17 protein-coding genes are annotated in these 17,981 nt (G+C 45.9%); 9 read left to right on the top strand and 8 right to left on the bottom strand.

Going from position 1 to position 17,981, the window contains the following annotated elements; translation table 11 throughout:
- Positions 1-156: 156 nt before the first annotated feature.
- Together treR and gmhB are read right to left on the bottom strand one after the other, a co-directional pair.
- Positions 157-1,104: a trehalose operon repressor TreR gene (gene treR / locus DYB02_RS04750; protein WP_029805222.1), complete on the bottom strand. Its 948-nt coding sequence runs from the start codon at positions 1,102-1,104 to the stop codon at positions 157-159.
- A 102-nt stretch (positions 1,105-1,206) separates the two neighbouring features.
- Positions 1,207-1,758 carry a D-glycero-beta-D-manno-heptose 1,7-bisphosphate 7-phosphatase gene (gene gmhB, locus DYB02_RS04745; protein ID WP_005459163.1) on the bottom strand — a complete coding sequence of 184 codons (552 nt, stop codon included), beginning with the start codon at positions 1,756-1,758 and terminating at the stop codon, positions 1,207-1,209.
- Positions 1,759-2,100: 342 nt separating this feature from the next.
- Here gmhB and metN point away from each other — a divergent pair, with 342 nt between their 5' ends.
- Genes metN through DYB02_RS04725 form a run of 3 tightly spaced genes read left to right on the top strand, consistent with a single transcriptional unit; the run spans position 2,101 to position 4,644 of the window.
- A complete protein-coding gene (gene metN / locus DYB02_RS04735; RefSeq protein ID WP_029805220.1) occupies positions 2,101-3,135 on the top strand; it encodes a methionine ABC transporter ATP-binding protein MetN in 1,035 nt (344 codons plus the stop codon).
- A complete protein-coding gene (locus DYB02_RS04730) occupies positions 3,125-3,802 on the top strand; it encodes a methionine ABC transporter permease (protein WP_005459160.1) in 678 nt (225 codons plus the stop codon). The genes metN and DYB02_RS04730 overlap by 11 nt, the downstream gene beginning before the upstream one ends.
- Before the next feature lie 32 nt (positions 3,803-3,834).
- Positions 3,835-4,644, top strand: a complete 810-nt coding sequence (locus tag DYB02_RS04725; RefSeq protein ID WP_005459159.1) for a MetQ/NlpA family lipoprotein — start codon at positions 3,835-3,837, stop codon at positions 4,642-4,644.
- A 104-nt stretch (positions 4,645-4,748) separates the two neighbouring features.
- Here the strand turns inward: DYB02_RS04725 and DYB02_RS04720 are convergent, their stop codons facing one another.
- Entirely contained in the window at positions 4,749-5,525 is a 777-nt protein-coding gene (locus DYB02_RS04720; RefSeq protein ID WP_005459158.1) for a Zn-ribbon-containing protein, read from the bottom strand.
- Between the two features lie 2 nt (positions 5,526-5,527).
- A complete protein-coding gene (gene syd, locus DYB02_RS04715) occupies positions 5,528-6,073 on the bottom strand; it encodes a SecY-interacting protein (protein WP_020840191.1) in 546 nt (181 codons plus the stop codon).
- Between the two features lie 108 nt (positions 6,074-6,181).
- Here syd and queF point away from each other — a divergent pair, with 108 nt between their 5' ends.
- From queF to DYB02_RS04685, 6 genes are all read left to right on the top strand, one after another.
- A complete protein-coding gene (queF, locus tag DYB02_RS04710; RefSeq protein ID WP_029804599.1) occupies positions 6,182-7,027 on the top strand; it encodes an NADPH-dependent 7-cyano-7-deazaguanine reductase QueF in 846 nt (281 codons plus the stop codon).
- 162 nt (positions 7,028-7,189) lie between these two features.
- Positions 7,190-9,472: a tetratricopeptide repeat protein gene (locus DYB02_RS04705; RefSeq protein ID WP_024703717.1), complete on the top strand. Its 2,283-nt coding sequence runs from the start codon at positions 7,190-7,192 to the stop codon at positions 9,470-9,472.
- Positions 9,473-9,570: 98 nt separating this feature from the next.
- Complete coding sequence (locus DYB02_RS04700; protein ID WP_021822948.1) at positions 9,571-11,136, top strand: GGDEF domain-containing protein; 1,566 nt, start codon at positions 9,571-9,573, stop codon at positions 11,134-11,136.
- A gap of 289 nt (positions 11,137-11,425) precedes the next feature.
- A complete protein-coding gene (gene ppnN, locus DYB02_RS04695) occupies positions 11,426-12,787 on the top strand; it encodes a nucleotide 5'-monophosphate nucleosidase PpnN (RefSeq protein WP_005496242.1) in 1,362 nt (453 codons plus the stop codon).
- A gap of 73 nt (positions 12,788-12,860) precedes the next feature.
- Positions 12,861-13,643: a flap endonuclease Xni gene (gene xni / locus DYB02_RS04690; RefSeq protein WP_005459149.1), complete on the top strand. Its 783-nt coding sequence runs from the start codon at positions 12,861-12,863 to the stop codon at positions 13,641-13,643.
- A gap of 192 nt (positions 13,644-13,835) precedes the next feature.
- Positions 13,836-14,588, top strand: a complete 753-nt coding sequence (locus tag DYB02_RS04685; RefSeq protein WP_005496245.1) for a DNA/RNA non-specific endonuclease — start codon at positions 13,836-13,838, stop codon at positions 14,586-14,588.
- Positions 14,589-14,677: 89 nt separating this feature from the next.
- Here the strand turns inward: DYB02_RS04685 and rlmM are convergent, their stop codons facing one another.
- The 4 genes from rlmM to DYB02_RS04665 are packed head-to-tail and all read right to left on the bottom strand — an operon-like array spanning position 14,678 to position 17,678.
- Entirely contained in the window at positions 14,678-15,769 is a 1,092-nt protein-coding gene (gene rlmM, locus DYB02_RS04680; protein ID WP_015296337.1) for a 23S rRNA (cytidine(2498)-2'-O)-methyltransferase RlmM, read from the bottom strand.
- Positions 15,766-16,164, bottom strand: a complete 399-nt coding sequence (locus DYB02_RS04675; RefSeq protein WP_005489963.1) for a DUF423 domain-containing protein — start codon at positions 16,162-16,164, stop codon at positions 15,766-15,768. The genes rlmM and DYB02_RS04675 overlap by 4 nt, the downstream gene beginning before the upstream one ends.
- Positions 16,154-16,777, bottom strand: coding sequence for an alpha/beta fold hydrolase (locus DYB02_RS04670; RefSeq protein WP_021822845.1), 624 nt, complete (start codon positions 16,775-16,777; stop codon positions 16,154-16,156). Before DYB02_RS04670 ends, DYB02_RS04675 begins: the two co-directional genes overlap by 11 nt.
- Positions 16,758-17,678, bottom strand: coding sequence for a transcriptional regulator GcvA (locus tag DYB02_RS04665; protein ID WP_011105705.1), 921 nt, complete (start codon positions 17,676-17,678; stop codon positions 16,758-16,760). Before DYB02_RS04665 ends, DYB02_RS04670 begins: the two co-directional genes overlap by 20 nt.
- Positions 17,679-17,981: the final 303 nt, after the last annotated feature.

Raw genomic sequence — 17,981 nt, 5'->3', positions numbered from 1 at the left:
GGATACATTCGATTCATCATTTTATTTTTATAAATGGGAACATTCCCATTTCTTAATTTTAATATTGCCACCCAAAGACAAAAAACAAAATGGGAACAGTCCCATTAATTGAGAATGATCACAGTATAATTTTAGAGCAGATCGTTTTAGAACGGGTTAACGGCAAACAGGATGTTGAGTGAAGTGAACGACTTCTTCATCGCCATTTAATTGATTAATCAGCATCTTAGCGGACTTTTCACCCGCAAGGGTATAACCTGGGTCAACACTAAATACGTTAGGGAAAAGGAAAGAAAGCAACTCGTTACCACCCACGCCTGTCACGACCACGTCTTCACGGCCTAACTCTTGAAGACGCTTAATTACGCCCAATGCAATGGTATCGCTGGCACACACAATGGCTTGCGTGTCTGCTTTTAGAACGTGATCCACCAACTGATAAGCACTTTCATGGCTAAGCTTACCGGTTTGGAAACAAGGTGTGAGTTGTTTGCGTTGACACCAAGCTTTATAAGCATTTAAACGCGCCAAGCCTGTGGTTTTGTCTTCAGGATCAACACCAATGTAAGCAATGCGAGATAAAGCTTGCTGCTCAAGATGAGACAAAGCCATGTCTATCACGCCTTGGTTATCATAATTGATGGAAGAGACGTTATTGGTATCCATCGCAATCACCACAATGCGATTTCCCCACTCGGCTAAGGCTTGCTCATCGCACCCAGTAAAGCCAAACACAATCACGCCATCCACATTGCGACGCTTAAGCACGTTTAGGTGTTCGTTGGTTTTGTCGCGATCAAACTGGCTTTCCATGATCACCGCGTCATAGCCAGCGGAATACAATGCATTGAGCATTGTACCAACTGCGCGATTTTCGGATGGTGAGTCCAGACGGGAGATAATAACTCCAATGACTTTTTGGCTACCGCCACGCATTGATTGCGCAGATTTGGACGGTACATAGCCAGATTCACGAATGATTTGCTCTACTTTCTCTCGCGTTTGAGGTTTCACTTTTGGATCATTGGTAAGCACACGGCTTACTGTTGATTTGCCAACGCCTGCCAATTTCGCGATATCAAGAATGGTGAGTTTTTTGCTCATAAGTGATCAAACTAGAATGGATGAATGCTTAGGTGACTGAACTTTAACAGCAATAAAAGAAAAGGGAAGCAAACGCTTCCCTTAAACATGCAAATTGTGGTGTTATTTTTGTAAATACGCTGGCACATCTGCAATGCTATCGAGCACTACTGTAGCTAATGCTTCACCTTGCTCGGTGATTGGCTTACCTGTGCGAACCAGAATCTTAGTGCCAACACCTGCGGCTTCTGCTGCCATCATGTCTTCGGCTTTATCACCAATCATCACAGATTTTTCCATGTCGATTTTCAAGAAGTCGCGAGCAGAGATAAACATACCAGGTTTAGGTTTGCGGCAATCACAATCTTGCTTGTAGTCACCGATGCCATGCTCAGGATGATGTGGACAATAGTAAAAACCATCAAACTCAACGCCATTATCAACGAAGTTCCAGTCCATCCATTGTGTCAGAGACAAGAAACGGTCTTCACTGAATTTACCGCGCGCGATGCCCGATTGATTCGTTACAAGCACCAACAGGTAACCTTTATCTTTCAGCGCTTTTGTCGCTTCAAACACACCGTCAATGTACTCAAAATCATGTTCGTCATGAACGTAGCCGTGGTCAACGTTGATCACGCCGTCACGATCGATAAAAACAGCAGGTTTTGCCAAAACGTATTTCTCTATTAACTCGGTTTAATCAGATTATTACATACCTTATAAACTTCAACACTATCTAATTCGTTCTAGGCCTCGACAAAACGGTTGATTTGTTGGGCAAGAATCGGTAAATCTGAGGGTGCCCCTCCGCTCATCTTCTTGTTGTTATCTACGCCTCTTTCTTTCCAAAACAGAACATCCATACATTTAGACGTCTAGACGTAAAAATATCTATTGACTTCATTCTGGTTAACCCATAGCATCAACTGAGAATTGAGATAAAGCTCAAAATTAAGTTCTGTCAAAGGCCGTTTTTGACAGCGAAGTTCCCCTTATCTCTGGGCAGGTTGAAACATGATAGAAATAAAAAACGTCAATAAAGTGTTCTACCAAGGCAGTAAGGAAATCCTTGCCCTGAAAGACATTAACCTACACATCGCCAAGGGCACCATCTTCGGTGTTATCGGTTCATCAGGCGCTGGTAAAAGTACTCTGATCCGCTGTGTAAACATGCTAGAAGCACCAAGCTCTGGATCCATCATCGTTGATGGCGTTGATTTAACAACACTCAGCAAAAAGCAGTTGGTTGAAACGCGCCGCAACATTGGCATGATCTTCCAGCACTTCAATCTGCTTTCGTCTCGTACTGTGTTTGATAACGTGGCTCTACCACTGGAACTGGCTGGCAAAGACAAATCGCAAATCACAACAAAAGTGACTGAGTTGCTAAAGCTCGTTGGCTTAGCGGACAAGCACGAAAGCTATCCGTCCAACCTAAGTGGCGGTCAAAAACAACGTGTGGCTATTGCTCGTGCATTGGCATCCGACCCAAGCGTACTGTTGTGTGACGAAGCCACCAGCGCACTGGATCCTGCAACAACTCAATCCATCCTTGAGCTATTAAAAGAAATCAACCGCAAACTCAACATCACGATTCTACTGATCACCCACGAAATGGAAGTGGTAAAAAGCATCTGTCACGAAGTGGCGATCATCGGTGGTGGTGAATTGGTTGAGAAAGGCACGGTTGGCGATATTTTTGCGCACCCTAAAACGGAACTGGCTCACGAGTTCATTCGTTCCACATTGGATCTTTCCATTCCAGAAGATTACCAAGCGCGTTTGCAACCAAATCGCGTTGAAGGCAGCTACCCTCTTGTCCGTATGGAATTTACTGGCGCAACCGTAGATGCACCGTTGATGTCGCAGATTTCGCGTAAGTACAACATCGACGTCAGCATTCTGAGTTCCGATCTTGATTACGCTGGCGGCGTGAAGTTCGGCATGATGGTCGCAGAGCTGTTTGGTAATGAACAAGACGACAGTGCAGCAATTGAATATCTGCGCGAGAACAACGTAAAAGTAGAGGTACTTGGTTATGTCCTTTAATACGATTTTTGAATGGCTAAGTTTAAACAGCAAACTACTTTTAGGTGCTACGTGGGAAACCATCTACATGGTCGCGGTTGCGGGCGTAGTTGGTTTTGCGGTCGGCATTCCATTGGGAGTGATTCTGCATATTACTAAGAAAGGCGGCTTACTAGAAAACACCAAACTGAACGGAATTCTTGGTGCAGTGGTTAACGTTGGGCGCTCAGTTCCTTTCCTTGTTTTGATGGTTGCGATCATTCCAGTAACTAAGATGTTAGTGGGCACTTTCATTGGTACAACTGCGGCAATCGTTCCGCTGACTATTGGTGCGATTCCGTTTGTCGCTCGTCTTATTGAAGGGGCATTGCTGGAAGTACCAACTGGCTTGGTTGAGGCTGCGCAATCCATGGGTGCAACACCAACGCAAATCATCACAAAAGTTCTCCTACCAGAAGCAATGCCGACTATTGTTAACTCAGTGACGATTACTCTAGTGACATTAGTGAGCTACTCTGCGATGGCAGGAACGGTGGGCGGCGGCGGCCTCGGTGACGTAGCCATCCGATACGGCTTCCACCGTTACGACATTACTATCATGGCAGTAACCGTTGTGATGTTGATTGTTCTAGTACAAATTATTCAGTCTATCGGTGACGCAGTGGTGCGCCGTGTAGACCACCGATAAGCATTGAAAATACATATTATAAGGAGATAAACATGAAATTTAGCCTTAAAGGTCTTTTGACTGTAGCAACTGCTGCTTCTGCTCTTGTTCTAGCGGGTTGTGGCGATAAAGAAGTGGACGTAAACAAGGTAAAAGTTGGCGTAATTGCAGGTGCTGAAGCGCAAGTTGCTGAAGTAGCGGCAAAAGTAGCGAAAGAAAAGTACAACCTAGACGTTGAACTGGTTACGTTCACGGACTACGTAACACCAAACGCTGCGCTAGATGACGGCTCTGTAGATGCGAACGCTTTCCAACACAAACCTTACCTAGATCAACAAGTTAAAGATCGCGGCTACAAACTGGCTATCGCAGGTAACTCGTTTGTTTACCCAATCGCAGGGTACTCAAAGCAAGTAAAATCTGTGGATGAAATTCAAGATGGCGCACGCATCGCGGTTCCAAACGATCCAACCAACCTAGGTCGCTCACTACTGCTTCTTGAGCAACAAGGTTTGATCACTCTACGTGATGGCGTTGGTCTACTCGCTACAGTACGTGACATCGTAGGCAACCCTAAGAACATTGAAATCATTGAGCTAGAAGCACCGCAACTTCCTCGCTCTCTGGATGACGTAACGCTGTCTATCATTAACACCACTTACGCAAGCTCTATCGACCTGTCTCCAGAGCGTGATGGTGTGTTTGTTGAAGATAAAGAATCTCCATACGTAAACCTAATCGTAGCGCGTGAAGAGAACGTTAATGCTCAAAACGTACAAAACTTCGTAAAAGCTTACCAAACTGAAGAAGTTTACGAAGCAGCGAAAAAACTATTCAAAGGCGGCGTAGTGAAAGGTTGGTAATCCCGCTTTTCTAAAACCGAACTATTCGAAAACAAAAGGGCTGATGTGAAAACATCAGCCCTTTTTAGTCTTTCTCAATCTATCAAGTTACGTCAGGTGAGAACCTATTTAATATGATCCCAAGAGATGTTCGAAACAATTCGGCACGAGTCGCACTTAAAATAGAAGATGTCATGTAATGGCTCATCAAGCAGCCATTCTCCACCACACTTCGGACACTTACGTGCTTTCTCGCTCTCCAACGACTGACCGCCTACGCGATACTGGTAATAGTAAGTTGGAATCTTGGTGATGTATTCGATACGACCACGCAAATCCCAACCGCGGCGGAACAACACACTGTCTACGTCGCAAATTTCGTGCAGCGCCGCATGCTCCGCGCGGCACCCGCCCGCCATTTGGATTTCATCGCACGCTTGCCATTCCGTCTGCCATTTGATGACCGCTTTATGATCGCCATTGAGTGTCGGATCATTACGATACAGTGGAATTGGCAACAAGGTTTCACCACTGCGCAGTGGCGAGCATGTGTGCACATACGTCGTGTAGAGCACTTGCCAACTTGGCGCTTCGTCTTCGGCCGCTTGTTCTGAATTTAAATCACGACCAAGCATACGCATTTTCGGCGCAAGCAAAGACGCATCCGACAAACGATTCATGCACACTTTAACGAAATCTGAATGATAACGCGGATGCAAACTGTCTTGTTCCGGGCAAACCACGCGCACAAAAAATTCGCCATCGCCCATCACTATCGGGAATTCACGACCTAGCACTTGGCCGTTGTAACGCAACGCATCCATCAAACCGTTAATGGCTTTATCTACCGCACTGACGGTGGTGTTATCAAAACACTCAAATTGCAACTCAACAACGTACATGCTTACACCGCAGCCTCAATTTTGGCCAAAAACTCCACAATATTCTCTGCGAGCACTTCGCGCTTATCTGTTCCTAAACGCTCTAAGATCACATTGCCCGTTAAGTTACAAATTGAAATCACGTCCAATTCTGCATCCGTCGCTGCAATAAACACCGTCGGTTTTAGCTTTAGACGACGCTGTGTCACCAAGTGACCCAAAATGTTCTCTTGTAAGCGAACAAAATCGTCATCGCTCCAAACTTGAAGCAATGTCAGAGGATTCGTCTGCCACGTTGCGTCCATATCCGCACTGTATTGAGAGCCATAAAACGCTTTAATGTCTTCATGCAGCGTCAACTCAATCGCATTTTCAACGTTAGTGAAATCCGCCATCTCTTCTCGCGGGAATGCTTTCCACAATACCGCGCCGTCACACTTCTCTTCGACACATGGAGAAACAAGATCAGCAAGCTCCTCATTGCGAGGCAATTCATTGTGCTTATTTTGCCAAGCTTGTTGGTAGCGCAGGCTGAAGTCTTGTAGCGCCTGAGTAACGGTTTGGGTCATGAAGGTCTCCTCATTCCTTATTTGTCAGATAGCAGAATTTGCCGGATAGCAATTAATCAGCGGATTCAGTAAAATTCTCGCCATTCTAATCGAAAACGACCACAAAGTATGAGCAAATATTCTGACGCTAAAGAGCTTGCTGGCCTGACGCTGGGCAAAAAGACTGAGTACGCTAACCAGTACGATGCAAGCCTACTGCAACCTGTACCTCGCAGCCTAAACCGTGATGACCTTGAACTAGGCGACACCTTACCTTTCTTGGGACATGACATTTGGACTCTGTACGAACTGTCTTGGCTAAACAGCAGAGGCTTGCCTCAAGTGGCCGTTGGTGAAGTGTACATTCCTGCAACCAGTACAAACTTAATTGAGTCGAAGTCATTTAAGCTCTACCTAAATAGCTACAACCAAACCCGTTTCGCGAGTTGGGAAGAAGTAGCGGAGCGTTTAACGCAAGACCTATCCGCGTGTGCGGGCGAAAAGGTGTTGGTCGAAGTGAACCCTGTAGGTCACTACACCAACCAACCTATCGTGACAATGGAAGGCGAATGCATTGACGACCAAGACATTGAAATCAACAGCTACGATTTTGATGCTGATTTGCTAGCAGGATCTGCTGGCGAAGAGCAAGTAGAAGAAGTGCTGCATAGCCACCTATTGAAATCGAACTGTTTGATCACCAACCAGCCAGACTGGGGGAGCGTTGAAATTCGCTACCAAGGTGCCAAGATCGATCGTGAGAAGTTGCTGCGCTATTTGGTGTCTTTCCGTGAACACAACGAGTTCCATGAGCAATGTGTAGAACGTATTTTCACTGACCTGATGAAATACTGCCAACCAAACAAATTGACTGTGTTTGCGCGTTACACTCGTCGTGGCGGCTTGGATATCAACCCTTACCGTTCGACAGAACAAGATAAGCCAGCTCATAATCATCGCATGGCTCGTCAATAATAGCGTGATAGGCAGAAATAAGTTCGGCAATCAAGAGGATTGCCGGGCGTTTTTATTGCCCAAGCATGTTACTATACCAAACGACTTCAACCGGCTATAAAAAGCAAGTTGAAGTCATTTGGGTTTATCCGCTATCTAAAACAGTTCGAGGGAACGAAAAGAATGTTTTGGGACAGTTCGCGTCTAATTAAATTAATAGGCTTTTTTTGTCTACTCTTGGCACAGCCACTTCACGCGACCATTTTATCTTCTGCTTTGCTTAACGAAGCACAACAACTGGCTGAGATAGAGCCAGCTCAAGCAAAGCAAGCAGCCAAAAACTACTTATCGCAACGCGAACTGACCGAACGTAAAGAAAGCGGCAGCCCTTCTGCGATGTCTCGAGAAGAGACCGATCGCAGCATTCGTACCCCAGCCAGCACCATCGAAGCACACAAGATCATTGCGCAAGCCGACTATACAATGGGCAATGTCCGCTCAGCGATCGATAACCTCAATGAAGCAGAAAAGCTCGCGAAAGAATATCAACTGCCTTACATGACTTTGGATGTGCAACTCATGCGCAACCAAATGATTTGGATGTACGACCACAACTATTCAGCTGCCGAAGACACCCTCAATCAAATTGAAAAACAGCTAGACGAAGCCGACTCTGTACTTCAACGTACAGACAGCGTCCGTTATCGTATGGTGATGCAACGAGCCCTGCTAGCGGCTCATCGTGGCGATAACGTTGGCGCAGAGCGTTTGTATGCTCAAGCGAAAAGCATGCTTGAGGACAGTCGTTCCGATTTGGCCTTAATTGATTACTACACTTCTGTTGGTGAGTTTTACCTTAACAGTAAAAAATACAACCTTGCGCTTTCAGAACTGCTTTACGGTTATTGGCAGTCCATCGAAAGTGACAGCGGTACTCGCCTTGCCAAAGTAAACCGCTTGCTGGCGAGACTTTTCCAAGAACGTCGTGTTTACGACAAAGCCATTGAATATCTGTCTCAGGCTGCAGATTTCTACGACTCTTACCCAAGCTCCCCTATTTTGGCCGATGTGCTTGAACAAATGGGCGACATCTATTTTTATCAAGGCAAGTTCAACCTTGCTTTGGTGCACTACTTCAACGTACTGGATCACGAAAGCACCAGTCGTAATATCAATCGCACCATCAAGATTCGGTTGAGCTTGGCTGCGACTTACCTGCAACTCTACAACTACGCACTTGCAGAGCAATATCTGGAACGTGCGACAGAGTTACTGGAATACGCGGATATCCCTCAGCTTGAAGCGAAAGCCGCCCTACTTCAGTCTGGTCTCGCTTATCATCAGAACGACAGCAAAAAAGTAATTGAAAACGCGAAGAAAGCCTTAGAGCTTGTCGAAAAAGCGCCGGAAAACAAAAACTTCATCAAGCAGCAATCTTACCGTTTGTTAGGCTTGGGTTACGAACAGGCGGGCGAATATCAACTGTCACTGCAAGCGTACAAAAAATACACCAGCTTAGTGCGTTTGGAGCAAAAACAACTCAACCAAATTAGTGAAGATGCGTTCCGTCAGCAAAAAGAGTTTGCGGAACAGACCATTCACTATGTCGGTCAATCAGAGCGTCTAGAGCAGGTGGAAATGGAACATCGTAAGTTCCAGAAAATTTCCTTTGCCCTATTCATCACCGTTCTGGTTATGTTTTTGTTCATTATGCGCCGCGGCGTGATCATGCAGCGCCAAGCGGGTGAAATCGAGAAACTTCGCAACGACCTCTTTACCCATTCCCGCTCTCGCTTACGTAATCTGCGCATGCTGAACGTGAAGTTGTCTCGCTCACTGAAAAAATCGCGTGACACTTTTGAACAGTGGCAAATGGGTGAACTTATCCATGAACCGCTCAACGACCGACTACGTTTTGTGATGATCGACCTACCGTTCTTACGCAGCATGTACGTTCAAAATGGTTACAAAGCGGGCTTAGAATTAGAACGCGCATTCGGTGAATACCTAGCAGAGCGCATCGAAAAACCGGCACGTTTGTACCACTTCTCGGATGCAAACTTACTCTACATCGAACCTAACGCAGACCGCGACGCCTCTGCCGAAGTCATGTTTGAAAAATTCCAAGCGTGGGTAGACGAATTTGCGACTCAGCATAACGTCAATCGCATCATTCGTATGGGCATCAGCGACTACCCGTTCTTGCCTCGTGCTTACACCGCTATCAATGACGAAGAGCTGCTCGATTTACTGCTACTTGCGACGCACATTGCACGCGAAGTTAGCCTCAAAGATAAACAAAGTCATTGGGTATTTTTGAAAGCCATAGACAACGCGCCAGCAGCAAGCTTTGCAACCGGTAACATAAGAACCGCTTGCCAACATGCCATCAACCAAGGCCTGATCAAGATCCACTCCTCTTACAAGAATGAGGACGACATCAAGAAAATATTAAAAAATGGATAATTAACCATCGGTTAAGCGTAATAACTAATGACGCTATAAAGTTTTTTGTTATTATCAGTTAATTGTCAGTAGTACATGGACTTAACCGTAGTCGTTTCATGGGAATCTTGGAATCCGATATTCAGTCGCAGCTTCATCAGCTGAGTTGTCAACTTGACCAACTCAGGCTGACACATCGTGATACTTCGCTCAAATTTAAGCGAGAACAACAAGTTCTCAAGCGCGTTGTGGCATCTTTGTCGTCTGCTTGCCAAGGCTCAAACACCCAAGTTGCTAACTATCTGTTTGAAATTCAGCAAGAGCTGCAACATCAAAAAGACATCAGCACTCTGATCCCGCGTTTGGCGGTACTTGAAAGAATGCTCAAACAGCAGTCGAAAACGATGGATAAACAGAACGGCTACCTCGATGAACAAATCAAACACAGCGGTGAGACACTCCAACGTGTTACGGGTTTGCCAGCGCAGTTAAAACGCGAACTGCGCAACTTAATGAGCTTCTCGGAAGTACACGCAGGGAAGAAAGTCGATCAAGCTACCCGTCTACTGAGCATCTACGAACGCGCGATTAAAATCATCACTTCGAACTCGCGTTTACAACTCAGCGAATTCGAAAACAACCCAGACAAATCTCAACTAGAATGCCTCGCCGTCGATCTACAACATACGATTACAGAACTTGATTTTGAAGGCGAATGTGGCGAGAGACTGCTTGATATTCGTGCAAAACTGTTGCTTGGCGTGAATGCAGAATCCTTAATCGAGCTGACGTTAAGCACTCTGAAGTTAGTCGTCGAAGCGACTAAGTTTGAGCGCAAAGCATCAAGCCAATTTCTCGATCAGTTAAACTCAGCGCTGGCGAGTAACCTCAAAACCGTCCATCAAAACGTCGATCAACACCATACTTATTTTGAGCATCGCCAAGAGCTGAATACGGAAATGAATGGTTTGGTTGAGCTCAGCCAACAATCTCTCGACCAAGCACAGGATTTAGCAGAACTCAAACAAGAAGTCGCTCCATTGCTGGCAAAAATGGCCTCGTTAACCGAGCGCCTCAAGATGACGGAAGAGAGAGAACAGGCCCTGCAAGAGCGTTTAAGCTACAGCAAAAATCAGCTTGAAGCGGTGTTTGAAACCACACAAGATTACCGCCGCCGCTTAGACGACCAGACACAGCGAATGTTGCTTGATCCACTCACGAAGGTTTACAACCGAACAGCATTTAACGATCGTCTTGAGCTCGAATACCGTCGTTGGATTCGCTCTCAACAAAATCTACGAGTGGTACTGTTTGATGTCGATAACTTCAAAGCCGTAAACGACAGTTATGGTTATACCGCTGGTGATAAAGCGCTGAAGATCATCGCTCGAGCCATCAATAAGAGCGTGTCTGATACCGAAACCGTCGCTCGCTTTGGCGGTGAAGAGTTTATTCTGCTGATTCCAGAACAAAGTGAAGAATACACGTTAGAGCTGATGAAGAATATTCAGCGCGATATCTGTCAGCTGCCGTTTAAGTTCCGCGAGCAAAACATCATCATTACTCTGACAGCCGTCTCTACTTCATTTAAGGAATCAGACGCACCAGAATATGTGCTCGATCGCCTTGGGCAAATGCTCACTGACGCTAAAAAACGGGGCACAAACCAGCTAAACTGGAACTAAAAACCGTTCAAAAAACAAGCAAACAAACACTTCCCCCCCCTCTCAAACGCTCATAACCTCCCATTTTCAACGAGTTATCACATTTATCCCCTTTCAGTCTGCTAAGCTGTTAAAACCCAAGTCACTTCAAGATGATGTATTCATTCATGACGAATATGGCATCTTGAGGTTGCTTGGGACTCGATAACCATAAAACCAAACCCTCCAGCCATCTGAGTAAAACGACACGTACAACTAAGTAAGATGCGTTGGAACTATCCCTCAAAATAATGCAACACAAGGAGGCGTTATGATTACCCATATAAGCCCCGCAGGTAGCATGGACTTGCTATCCCAACTGGAAGTTGAACGCTTAAAGAAAACCGCTTCGAGTGATCTTTACCAGCTTTATCGTAACTGTACGTTAGCGGTATTGAACTCTGGTAGCCACACAGATAACTCCAAAGAGCTTCTCGATAAACACCAATCGTTTGATGTGAATGTAGTGCGCCGCGAGCGTGGCATTAAGCTAGAGCTGACCGACCCACCAGAGCATGCGTTCGTCGATGGAGAGATCATAAAAGGCATTCAAGAACACTTATTCTCTGTACTGCGTGACATCGTTTATGTGAACATGCACTTGGCTGACAGCCAGCGCCTAAATCTCACTAACCCAACGCATATTACCAACCTTGTGTTTGGTATTTTGCGTAACGCAGGCGCGCTCACTCCCGGTATTGAACCAAATCTCGTCGTCTGTTGGGGCGGCCATTCAATCAATGGCGTTGAATACCAATACACGCGCGAAGTGGGTAACGAGCTTGGCTTACGTGAACTTAATATCTGTACGGGTTGTGGACCAGGTGCGATGGAAGGCCCGATGAAAGGAGCGGCAATCGGTCACGCTAAACAACGTTACACTGAGCAACGCTACCTTGGCTTGACAGAGCCTTCAATCATTGCCGCTGAGCCGCCAAACCCAATCGTCAACGAGCTGATCATCATGCCGGACATCGAAAAACGTTTAGAAGCGTTTGTTCGTATGGCGCATGGTATTGTGATCTTCCCGGGTGGTCCGGGTACTGCTGAAGAGTTGCTGTACATTCTTGGTATCATGATGCATCCAGACAATGCTGATCAGCCGATGCCGATTGTGTTAACCGGACCAAAAGAGAGCGAAGAATACTTCCGTTCTATCGATGCGTTTATTCGCGATACCTTAGGTGAAGAAGGTCAAAAACACTACCAAATCGTCATTGATGATCCTGCAGAAGTTGCACGTATCATGAAGCGCTCGATGGAAGATGTACGCCTTCACCGTAAAGAAAAAGGCGATGCTTACAGCTTCAACTGGTCATTGAAAATCGAACCGGATTTCCAACTGCCATTTGACCCAACGCATACATCAATGGAAGGGTTGAATTTGAACTTGGATCAAGAACCTCAGGTTCTGGCGGCTAACTTACGCAAAGCCTTCTCTGGTATTGTGGCAGGTAACGTCAAAGCCGAGGGCATTCGCGAAATCGAATGCAAAGGTCCATTTTCCATTCATGGCGATCCTGTACTGATGAAGAAGCTCGACAAGCTACTGCAAGACTTCGTTGAACAGCATCGAATGAAATTGCCAGGCGGTTCTGATTACGAACCATGCTATCGAATTGCCCATCCATAAATTGGTGGTCGATAGTCTGGCTTGCATTCGTTACACTAGGGGCATTACGCCCCTTTTTTATTGCTAAGTCATTATGTCTATTCATCTTGTTATTATTGATGCCCTCAACTTGATTCGCCGTGTGCACTCTGCACAGCCGGATCCAACTGACATCGCAAGAACCATCACGACGACTCAGCGAACCCTTACGCGTATTCTTTCCGAAGCGAAACCAACACATATCATCGCGGTGTTTGATCACCATGAACAAGATAGAGGTTGGCGCGCTGAAATCCTTCCTGACTACAAGCAAAATCGCAAACCGATGCCAGAGCCGCTGATGCAAGGTTTGGATGCCATCCAACAAGCATGGTGGGAGCAAGGTATTGATTCACTGCTATCAGAAGGCGATGAGGCGGACGATTTAGTTGCGACACTGGCGACCAAAGTGGCAAGCCACGGCGAGAAAGTAACGATCGTTTCAACCGACAAAGGCTACTGCCAGTTACTTTCACCGACGCTGCAAATTCGCGATTACTTTCAACACCGTTGGTTGGATGAACCGTTTATCGAGAAAGAGTTTGGCGTAAAGCCAAGCCAACTCGCTGATTATTGGGGGTTAACTGGCATTAGTTCAAGCCAAGTGCCGGGCGTTCCGGGCATTGGACCAAAAGCTGCCAAAGAGATCCTAACTCAATTTGAAGACATTGAAGCGGCCTACGCCAGCGATGAACTTGCACCGAAATATCGCAAGAAACTGGATGAACACATTGAGTCTGCACGTCTATGTAAACGAGTAGCGGCGTTGAAATGCGATATCGAGCTCGGCTTTAACCTGCAAGACATTCGCTTTACCGGACCAAATAAAGCCGAGTAAGCACATCTCTTTTACGCTGTGAGTTTTGGGTTAGCAACACGTTTATAAAATCTGTTGTGTAACCCTTTACATTCACGGCAATGATATTTACCTCATCATTAACCTACAAGATACTGATTAATTTATAAGCTAATTCACAGTCTTAGTGAGTAATTTCATTATTTTTAAATCTCTTAATAACGGAGAAAAATAATGAAAAACATCATCTTAGTATCTTTAGTCACACTCTTATCCTTCCCTACTCTTGCTGAAACTTGCGGTCAACACCTTGATAAAGGCATACCTTCAAGCAACAGCGATCAGTTCCTTTGCAGAGATGGCTATGCGGTTGGGTACAACTACAACACCAAAAATGCAGACTGGGTTGCTTACCACATTACCGCGGAAAGCGTGAACATCACCAACAAACGCAGTAACGCCTTCCAAGAAGACACTGAAATGCCGGATTACGCACGCTCTACCCTAGCGGACTACAAAGGATCAGGATACGACAGAGGGCACCTTGCGCCGTCAGCGACAATGGATTTCACCCAAGAGTCAATGAAGCAAAGCTTTTTGATGAGTAACATGTCACCTCAACTGCCGGGGTTTAACCGAGTTGGTTGGCGCGTTCTAGAGGAACATGTTCGTGACCTCGCCAATGAGTACAATGAGCTTTATGTGGTGACTGGGCCGATTTACCAAGGTAACGAAGGAACAATCGGTAATGGTGTGGCGATCCCGAGCGCATTTTACAAAGTCATTCTTGATCCAAGCTTTGATGAAGCCATTGCGTTCATTGTCCCGCATCGCGATGTTTCAAGCTCTGAGTTAGCCAACTTTATTACCACCATTGACGAAGTTGAACGTCAAACTGGATTAGACTTTTTTGCTCAAACGCCAGATAGCATCGAAGACAACATGGAATCAGTAAAATGGGAAGAGATGTGGCCAACCAACCAGTAATTGAGTGACTGTCGCGATTCCTAAACCGCAAAAAAAGCGCCTGAAGTAGGCGCTTTTTTAATAATGTTCAACCACATAGAAACGATAACTTAGTGCGGAGAGATATTAGATAGACACTGAATGTGAATCGTGATCTCTTCACGGTCATGATACAGATGCTTCGCTTGCAGCTTGAATTTCACCTTGTTCTCAATCAAGAACATTTTTAGATTTTCAAGATCTTGCAGTACTTCATCGTAACGACCTTTCATTGGCAATTTCAGGTTAAAGATGGCTTCTTTCGCCCAACCTTTAAGCAGCCATTGGCCCATAAGATGTGCCACGCGAGCTGGTTTCTCAACCATATCACACACAATCCAAGTCACGTTCTTGCGGTCTGGTTCAAACTTAAAGCCATCCACCATGTGGTGCTTAATTTGACCGGTTTCCATCAAGCTGTCTGCCATCATGCCATTATCAACACAATGAACGAACATAGAACGTTTCACTAATTGGTACGTCCAACCACCTGGACATGCACCTAAGTCAACGCCCCACATGCCTGGCGCCAAACGCTCATCCCACTCATCTCGCGGAATAAATACGTGGAAAGCTTCTTCCAGTTTTAGCGTTGAACGGCTTGGTGCGTCTGCTGGGAATTTCAAGCGAGGGATACCCATAAAGAACTGCGAGTTGTTGCCTGGTAGTGAGTAACCCACATAACAATGACCCGGTGCGACAAAACAGATGTGTAGCACTGGCTTCTTCGCGTTGTCTTTATTCCACATCAAGCCTTTTCCACGCAACGCTTGGCGCATTGGTACGGTGAACTTGCGGCAGAACTTCAATAGCTCTTTTGCTTCGTTCGTATCTGGCGTTTCGATACGTAGATCGCCACAACGTGGGAACGATTCAAACTCTGACAGCTCGGCAAGAATTGGGCTGATGCGGTCTTCACTTGGCAGCGCTTCAAACTCAGCCGCTACAGCAAACATCTGACGCGCAAAAATCAATGAGCTAAAGTCTAAGCCTTTAACTAGCTTCTCTGCGTCTCCATCTTGGTAACACTCGAAGACAACATAACCTGAGTTTTTCTTCACACGAGGAAAGCCATACACTTCCAACTGTGTCGCTTTGTCCTGAATTTCACCAGCACACTCTTTCTCAAAGCCAGCACGGCAATAGAGCATTAGTTGTTTCACTTGGAGACCTCTTTGATATTAAACGCAGCAAAAAAGAACAGACACCAGCCGATCATGAACATGAATCCTCCCATTGGGGTGATGGGTCCAAACCATTTAATGCCCGTCAGCGCCAGCGCGTAAAGACTGCCGCTAAAACAAAAGATGCCGATGATAAAGCAAATCGCCGCGATGAAAAAATATTTTTGTGCTTTTTGTCCCAAATTGAGCAGAAGCAAAATGGCACAAAATGCAACCGCTAAGGTGTGGATGAACTGATACAACACACCCGTCTCAAACACGCCAAGCAAATAAGGCGCAAGCTTGGCTTTTAAGCCGTGCGCTGCGAAAGCACCTAGTGCAACAGAAACTAGTCCCGAAAGTCCCGCAAAAGAGAGTAACCACTTACTTTTCACTGCACACCTCATTGATGAATGCTGACAGTTGCTCTACTGCAAGTGCAATATTGCCCGCTTCGGTATGTCCCGAGCTCTTGCGCGGCTTAAAGCTATGGTCGCCATCAGGTAAGAAGCTCACTTTTACTTGCTGAGAAAAGACAAACTCATCAAACTCTTCACGCTTACCAAAAGTATCTCGCTCACCTTGAAGAATCAGAGTGGGCTTGTCGATGCTTGCAAGATGATCACCTTTGAATTTTTCTGGCTTACCCGGAGGGTGAAATGGAAAGCCTAAACAGGCAATGCCCGCCACCAGCTCGTGCTCTGCGAGTAAACTCGCCATTCTCCCCCCCATCGACTTGCCACCAATGACCACGGGAGAAGAAGCAAAGTGAGCGATCACTTCGCTGTATGCTTCGAGCAACTTTGGGGTGCGATCGGGCGGACGCTTTTTGCCATCTTCCGAACGTTTCACCATGTAAGGGAAATTAAAACGCACCACACGAATGCCTTGCTCAACTAATCCTTTGGCGACAGCAGTCATGAAGTCATGCTCCATCCCCGCCCCTGCGCCGTGAGCAAAAACAAACAGCGGCCCGTTTTCAGGCCCCTCAACTATCCACTGGCTCATCCAATACTTCCTCTTGTTCTTTTCTCGCCGTTGCCAGCATCCAATCTCTAAATGTCGCGATGCGTCCCATGTCTGCCTGCTGCTCATGGCACACCACATAGAAGGCATTTTTGGAGATAAGCACCTCATCAAACGGCGCAATCAGTCGTCCCGCTTCCATTTCTGGTTTTGCTAACACGTTGTTGCCCAATGCTACGCCTTGTCCGTGTGCAGCAGCCTGCAGCACCATCGTCGAGTGGCTGAAAATCGGACCGTGATTCACGTTAATGCCTTCGATGTTGTAATGACGAGCGAACTGCTTCCAATCTTTACGCGAAGTATCATGTAACAAAGTGTGTAATTTGAGGTCACTTAGAGATTCTAATGGTTTGTTACCTAAAAGTAACGAAGGTGAACAAAGTGGGATCAGAAACTCTTGGTACAGTTTATCCGCTCGCAAACCCGGCCAGTTCCCACGGCCGTAGTAGATCGCTACATCTACATCATCAGTCAGTGAACCTTCATCCATATCCACGGCTTTGATGCGTACATCAATGTCTGGCTCCTGAGCATTAAAGTCCGCCAAACGAGGCACCAACCACTGAATGGCAAAGCTCGGTGGCAAGCTGATGGTCAACGCACCTTTTTCGCTACGTTCCAATACCTTATCGGTAGCTTCAGCAATCGAGGTAAAGATGTCTTTGATGTCGAGAAAGTAACTTTGCCCTTCTTCTGTTAACAGCAAAGAACGGTTACGGCGACGGAAAAGTTTTAGAGATAGAAACTCTTCTAGGGCTTTAATTTGATGACTCACTGCGGCTTGAGTCACAAATAACTCTTCTGCCGCACGCGTAAAACTGAGATGACGAGCGGCTGCTTCAAATACTCGAAGCGAATTTAAAGGAGGCAATCTGCGAGACATATGGGACCTCAAATAGGATTAGTTTTTTTAATCTGAAACATTATAAAATGTCCGTTGTCGAACAGCCAGATAAATTCTATATTTCACCCCGCAACACGAGCCTGAACGGCTTGATTTCCTTGGAAATCAATTGGCTTCGTTGTTGCGATGTTGTGTTTGCAAACTCGTATTTCGAGTTAGGTAGATTTCTACCATGATGTTTTGTCCACACTCCCTGTGACAAAACAGATACTTCCTGTATTTATTTTTGACCTGTCTGTCAAATTTGTTACACCGCCTTTTTAGGCGGTGTTTTTTTATCTA

This window comes from Vibrio parahaemolyticus (assembly GCF_900460535.1).
GTDB classification, from domain to species: domain Bacteria; phylum Pseudomonadota; class Gammaproteobacteria; order Enterobacterales; family Vibrionaceae; genus Vibrio; species Vibrio parahaemolyticus.
Note: the sequence above shows the minus strand (reverse complement) of the source record. Positions and strands in the feature narration are given on the sequence as shown.

Bases quoted from the DNA above. Each gene is read 5' to 3' on its own strand.
- treR (WP_029805222.1), bottom strand. From the start codon at position 1,104: ATGAGCAAAAAACTCACCATTCTTGATATCGCGAAATTGGCAGGCGTT.
- metN (WP_029805220.1), top strand. From the start codon at position 2,101: ATGATAGAAATAAAAAACGTCAATAAAGTGTTCTACCAAGGCAGTAAG.
- DYB02_RS04730 (WP_005459160.1), top strand. From the start codon at position 3,125: ATGTCCTTTAATACGATTTTTGAATGGCTAAGTTTAAACAGCAAACTA.
- DYB02_RS04725 (WP_005459159.1), top strand. From the start codon at position 3,835: ATGAAATTTAGCCTTAAAGGTCTTTTGACTGTAGCAACTGCTGCTTCT.
- DYB02_RS04720 (WP_005459158.1), bottom strand. From the start codon at position 5,525: ATGTACGTTGTTGAGTTGCAATTTGAGTGTTTTGATAACACCACCGTC.
- syd (WP_020840191.1), bottom strand. From the start codon at position 6,073: ATGACCCAAACCGTTACTCAGGCGCTACAAGACTTCAGCCTGCGCTAC.
- queF (WP_029804599.1), top strand. From the start codon at position 6,182: ATGAGCAAATATTCTGACGCTAAAGAGCTTGCTGGCCTGACGCTGGGC.
- DYB02_RS04705 (WP_024703717.1), top strand. From the start codon at position 7,190: ATGTTTTGGGACAGTTCGCGTCTAATTAAATTAATAGGCTTTTTTTGT.
- DYB02_RS04700 (WP_021822948.1), top strand. From the start codon at position 9,571: ATGGGAATCTTGGAATCCGATATTCAGTCGCAGCTTCATCAGCTGAGT.
- ppnN (WP_005496242.1), top strand. From the start codon at position 11,426: ATGATTACCCATATAAGCCCCGCAGGTAGCATGGACTTGCTATCCCAA.
- xni (WP_005459149.1), top strand. From the start codon at position 12,861: ATGTCTATTCATCTTGTTATTATTGATGCCCTCAACTTGATTCGCCGT.
- DYB02_RS04685 (WP_005496245.1), top strand. From the start codon at position 13,836: ATGAAAAACATCATCTTAGTATCTTTAGTCACACTCTTATCCTTCCCT.
- DYB02_RS04670 (WP_021822845.1), bottom strand. From the start codon at position 16,777: ATGAGCCAGTGGATAGTTGAGGGGCCTGAAAACGGGCCGCTGTTTGTT.
- DYB02_RS04665 (WP_011105705.1), bottom strand. From the start codon at position 17,678: ATGTCTCGCAGATTGCCTCCTTTAAATTCGCTTCGAGTATTTGAAGCA.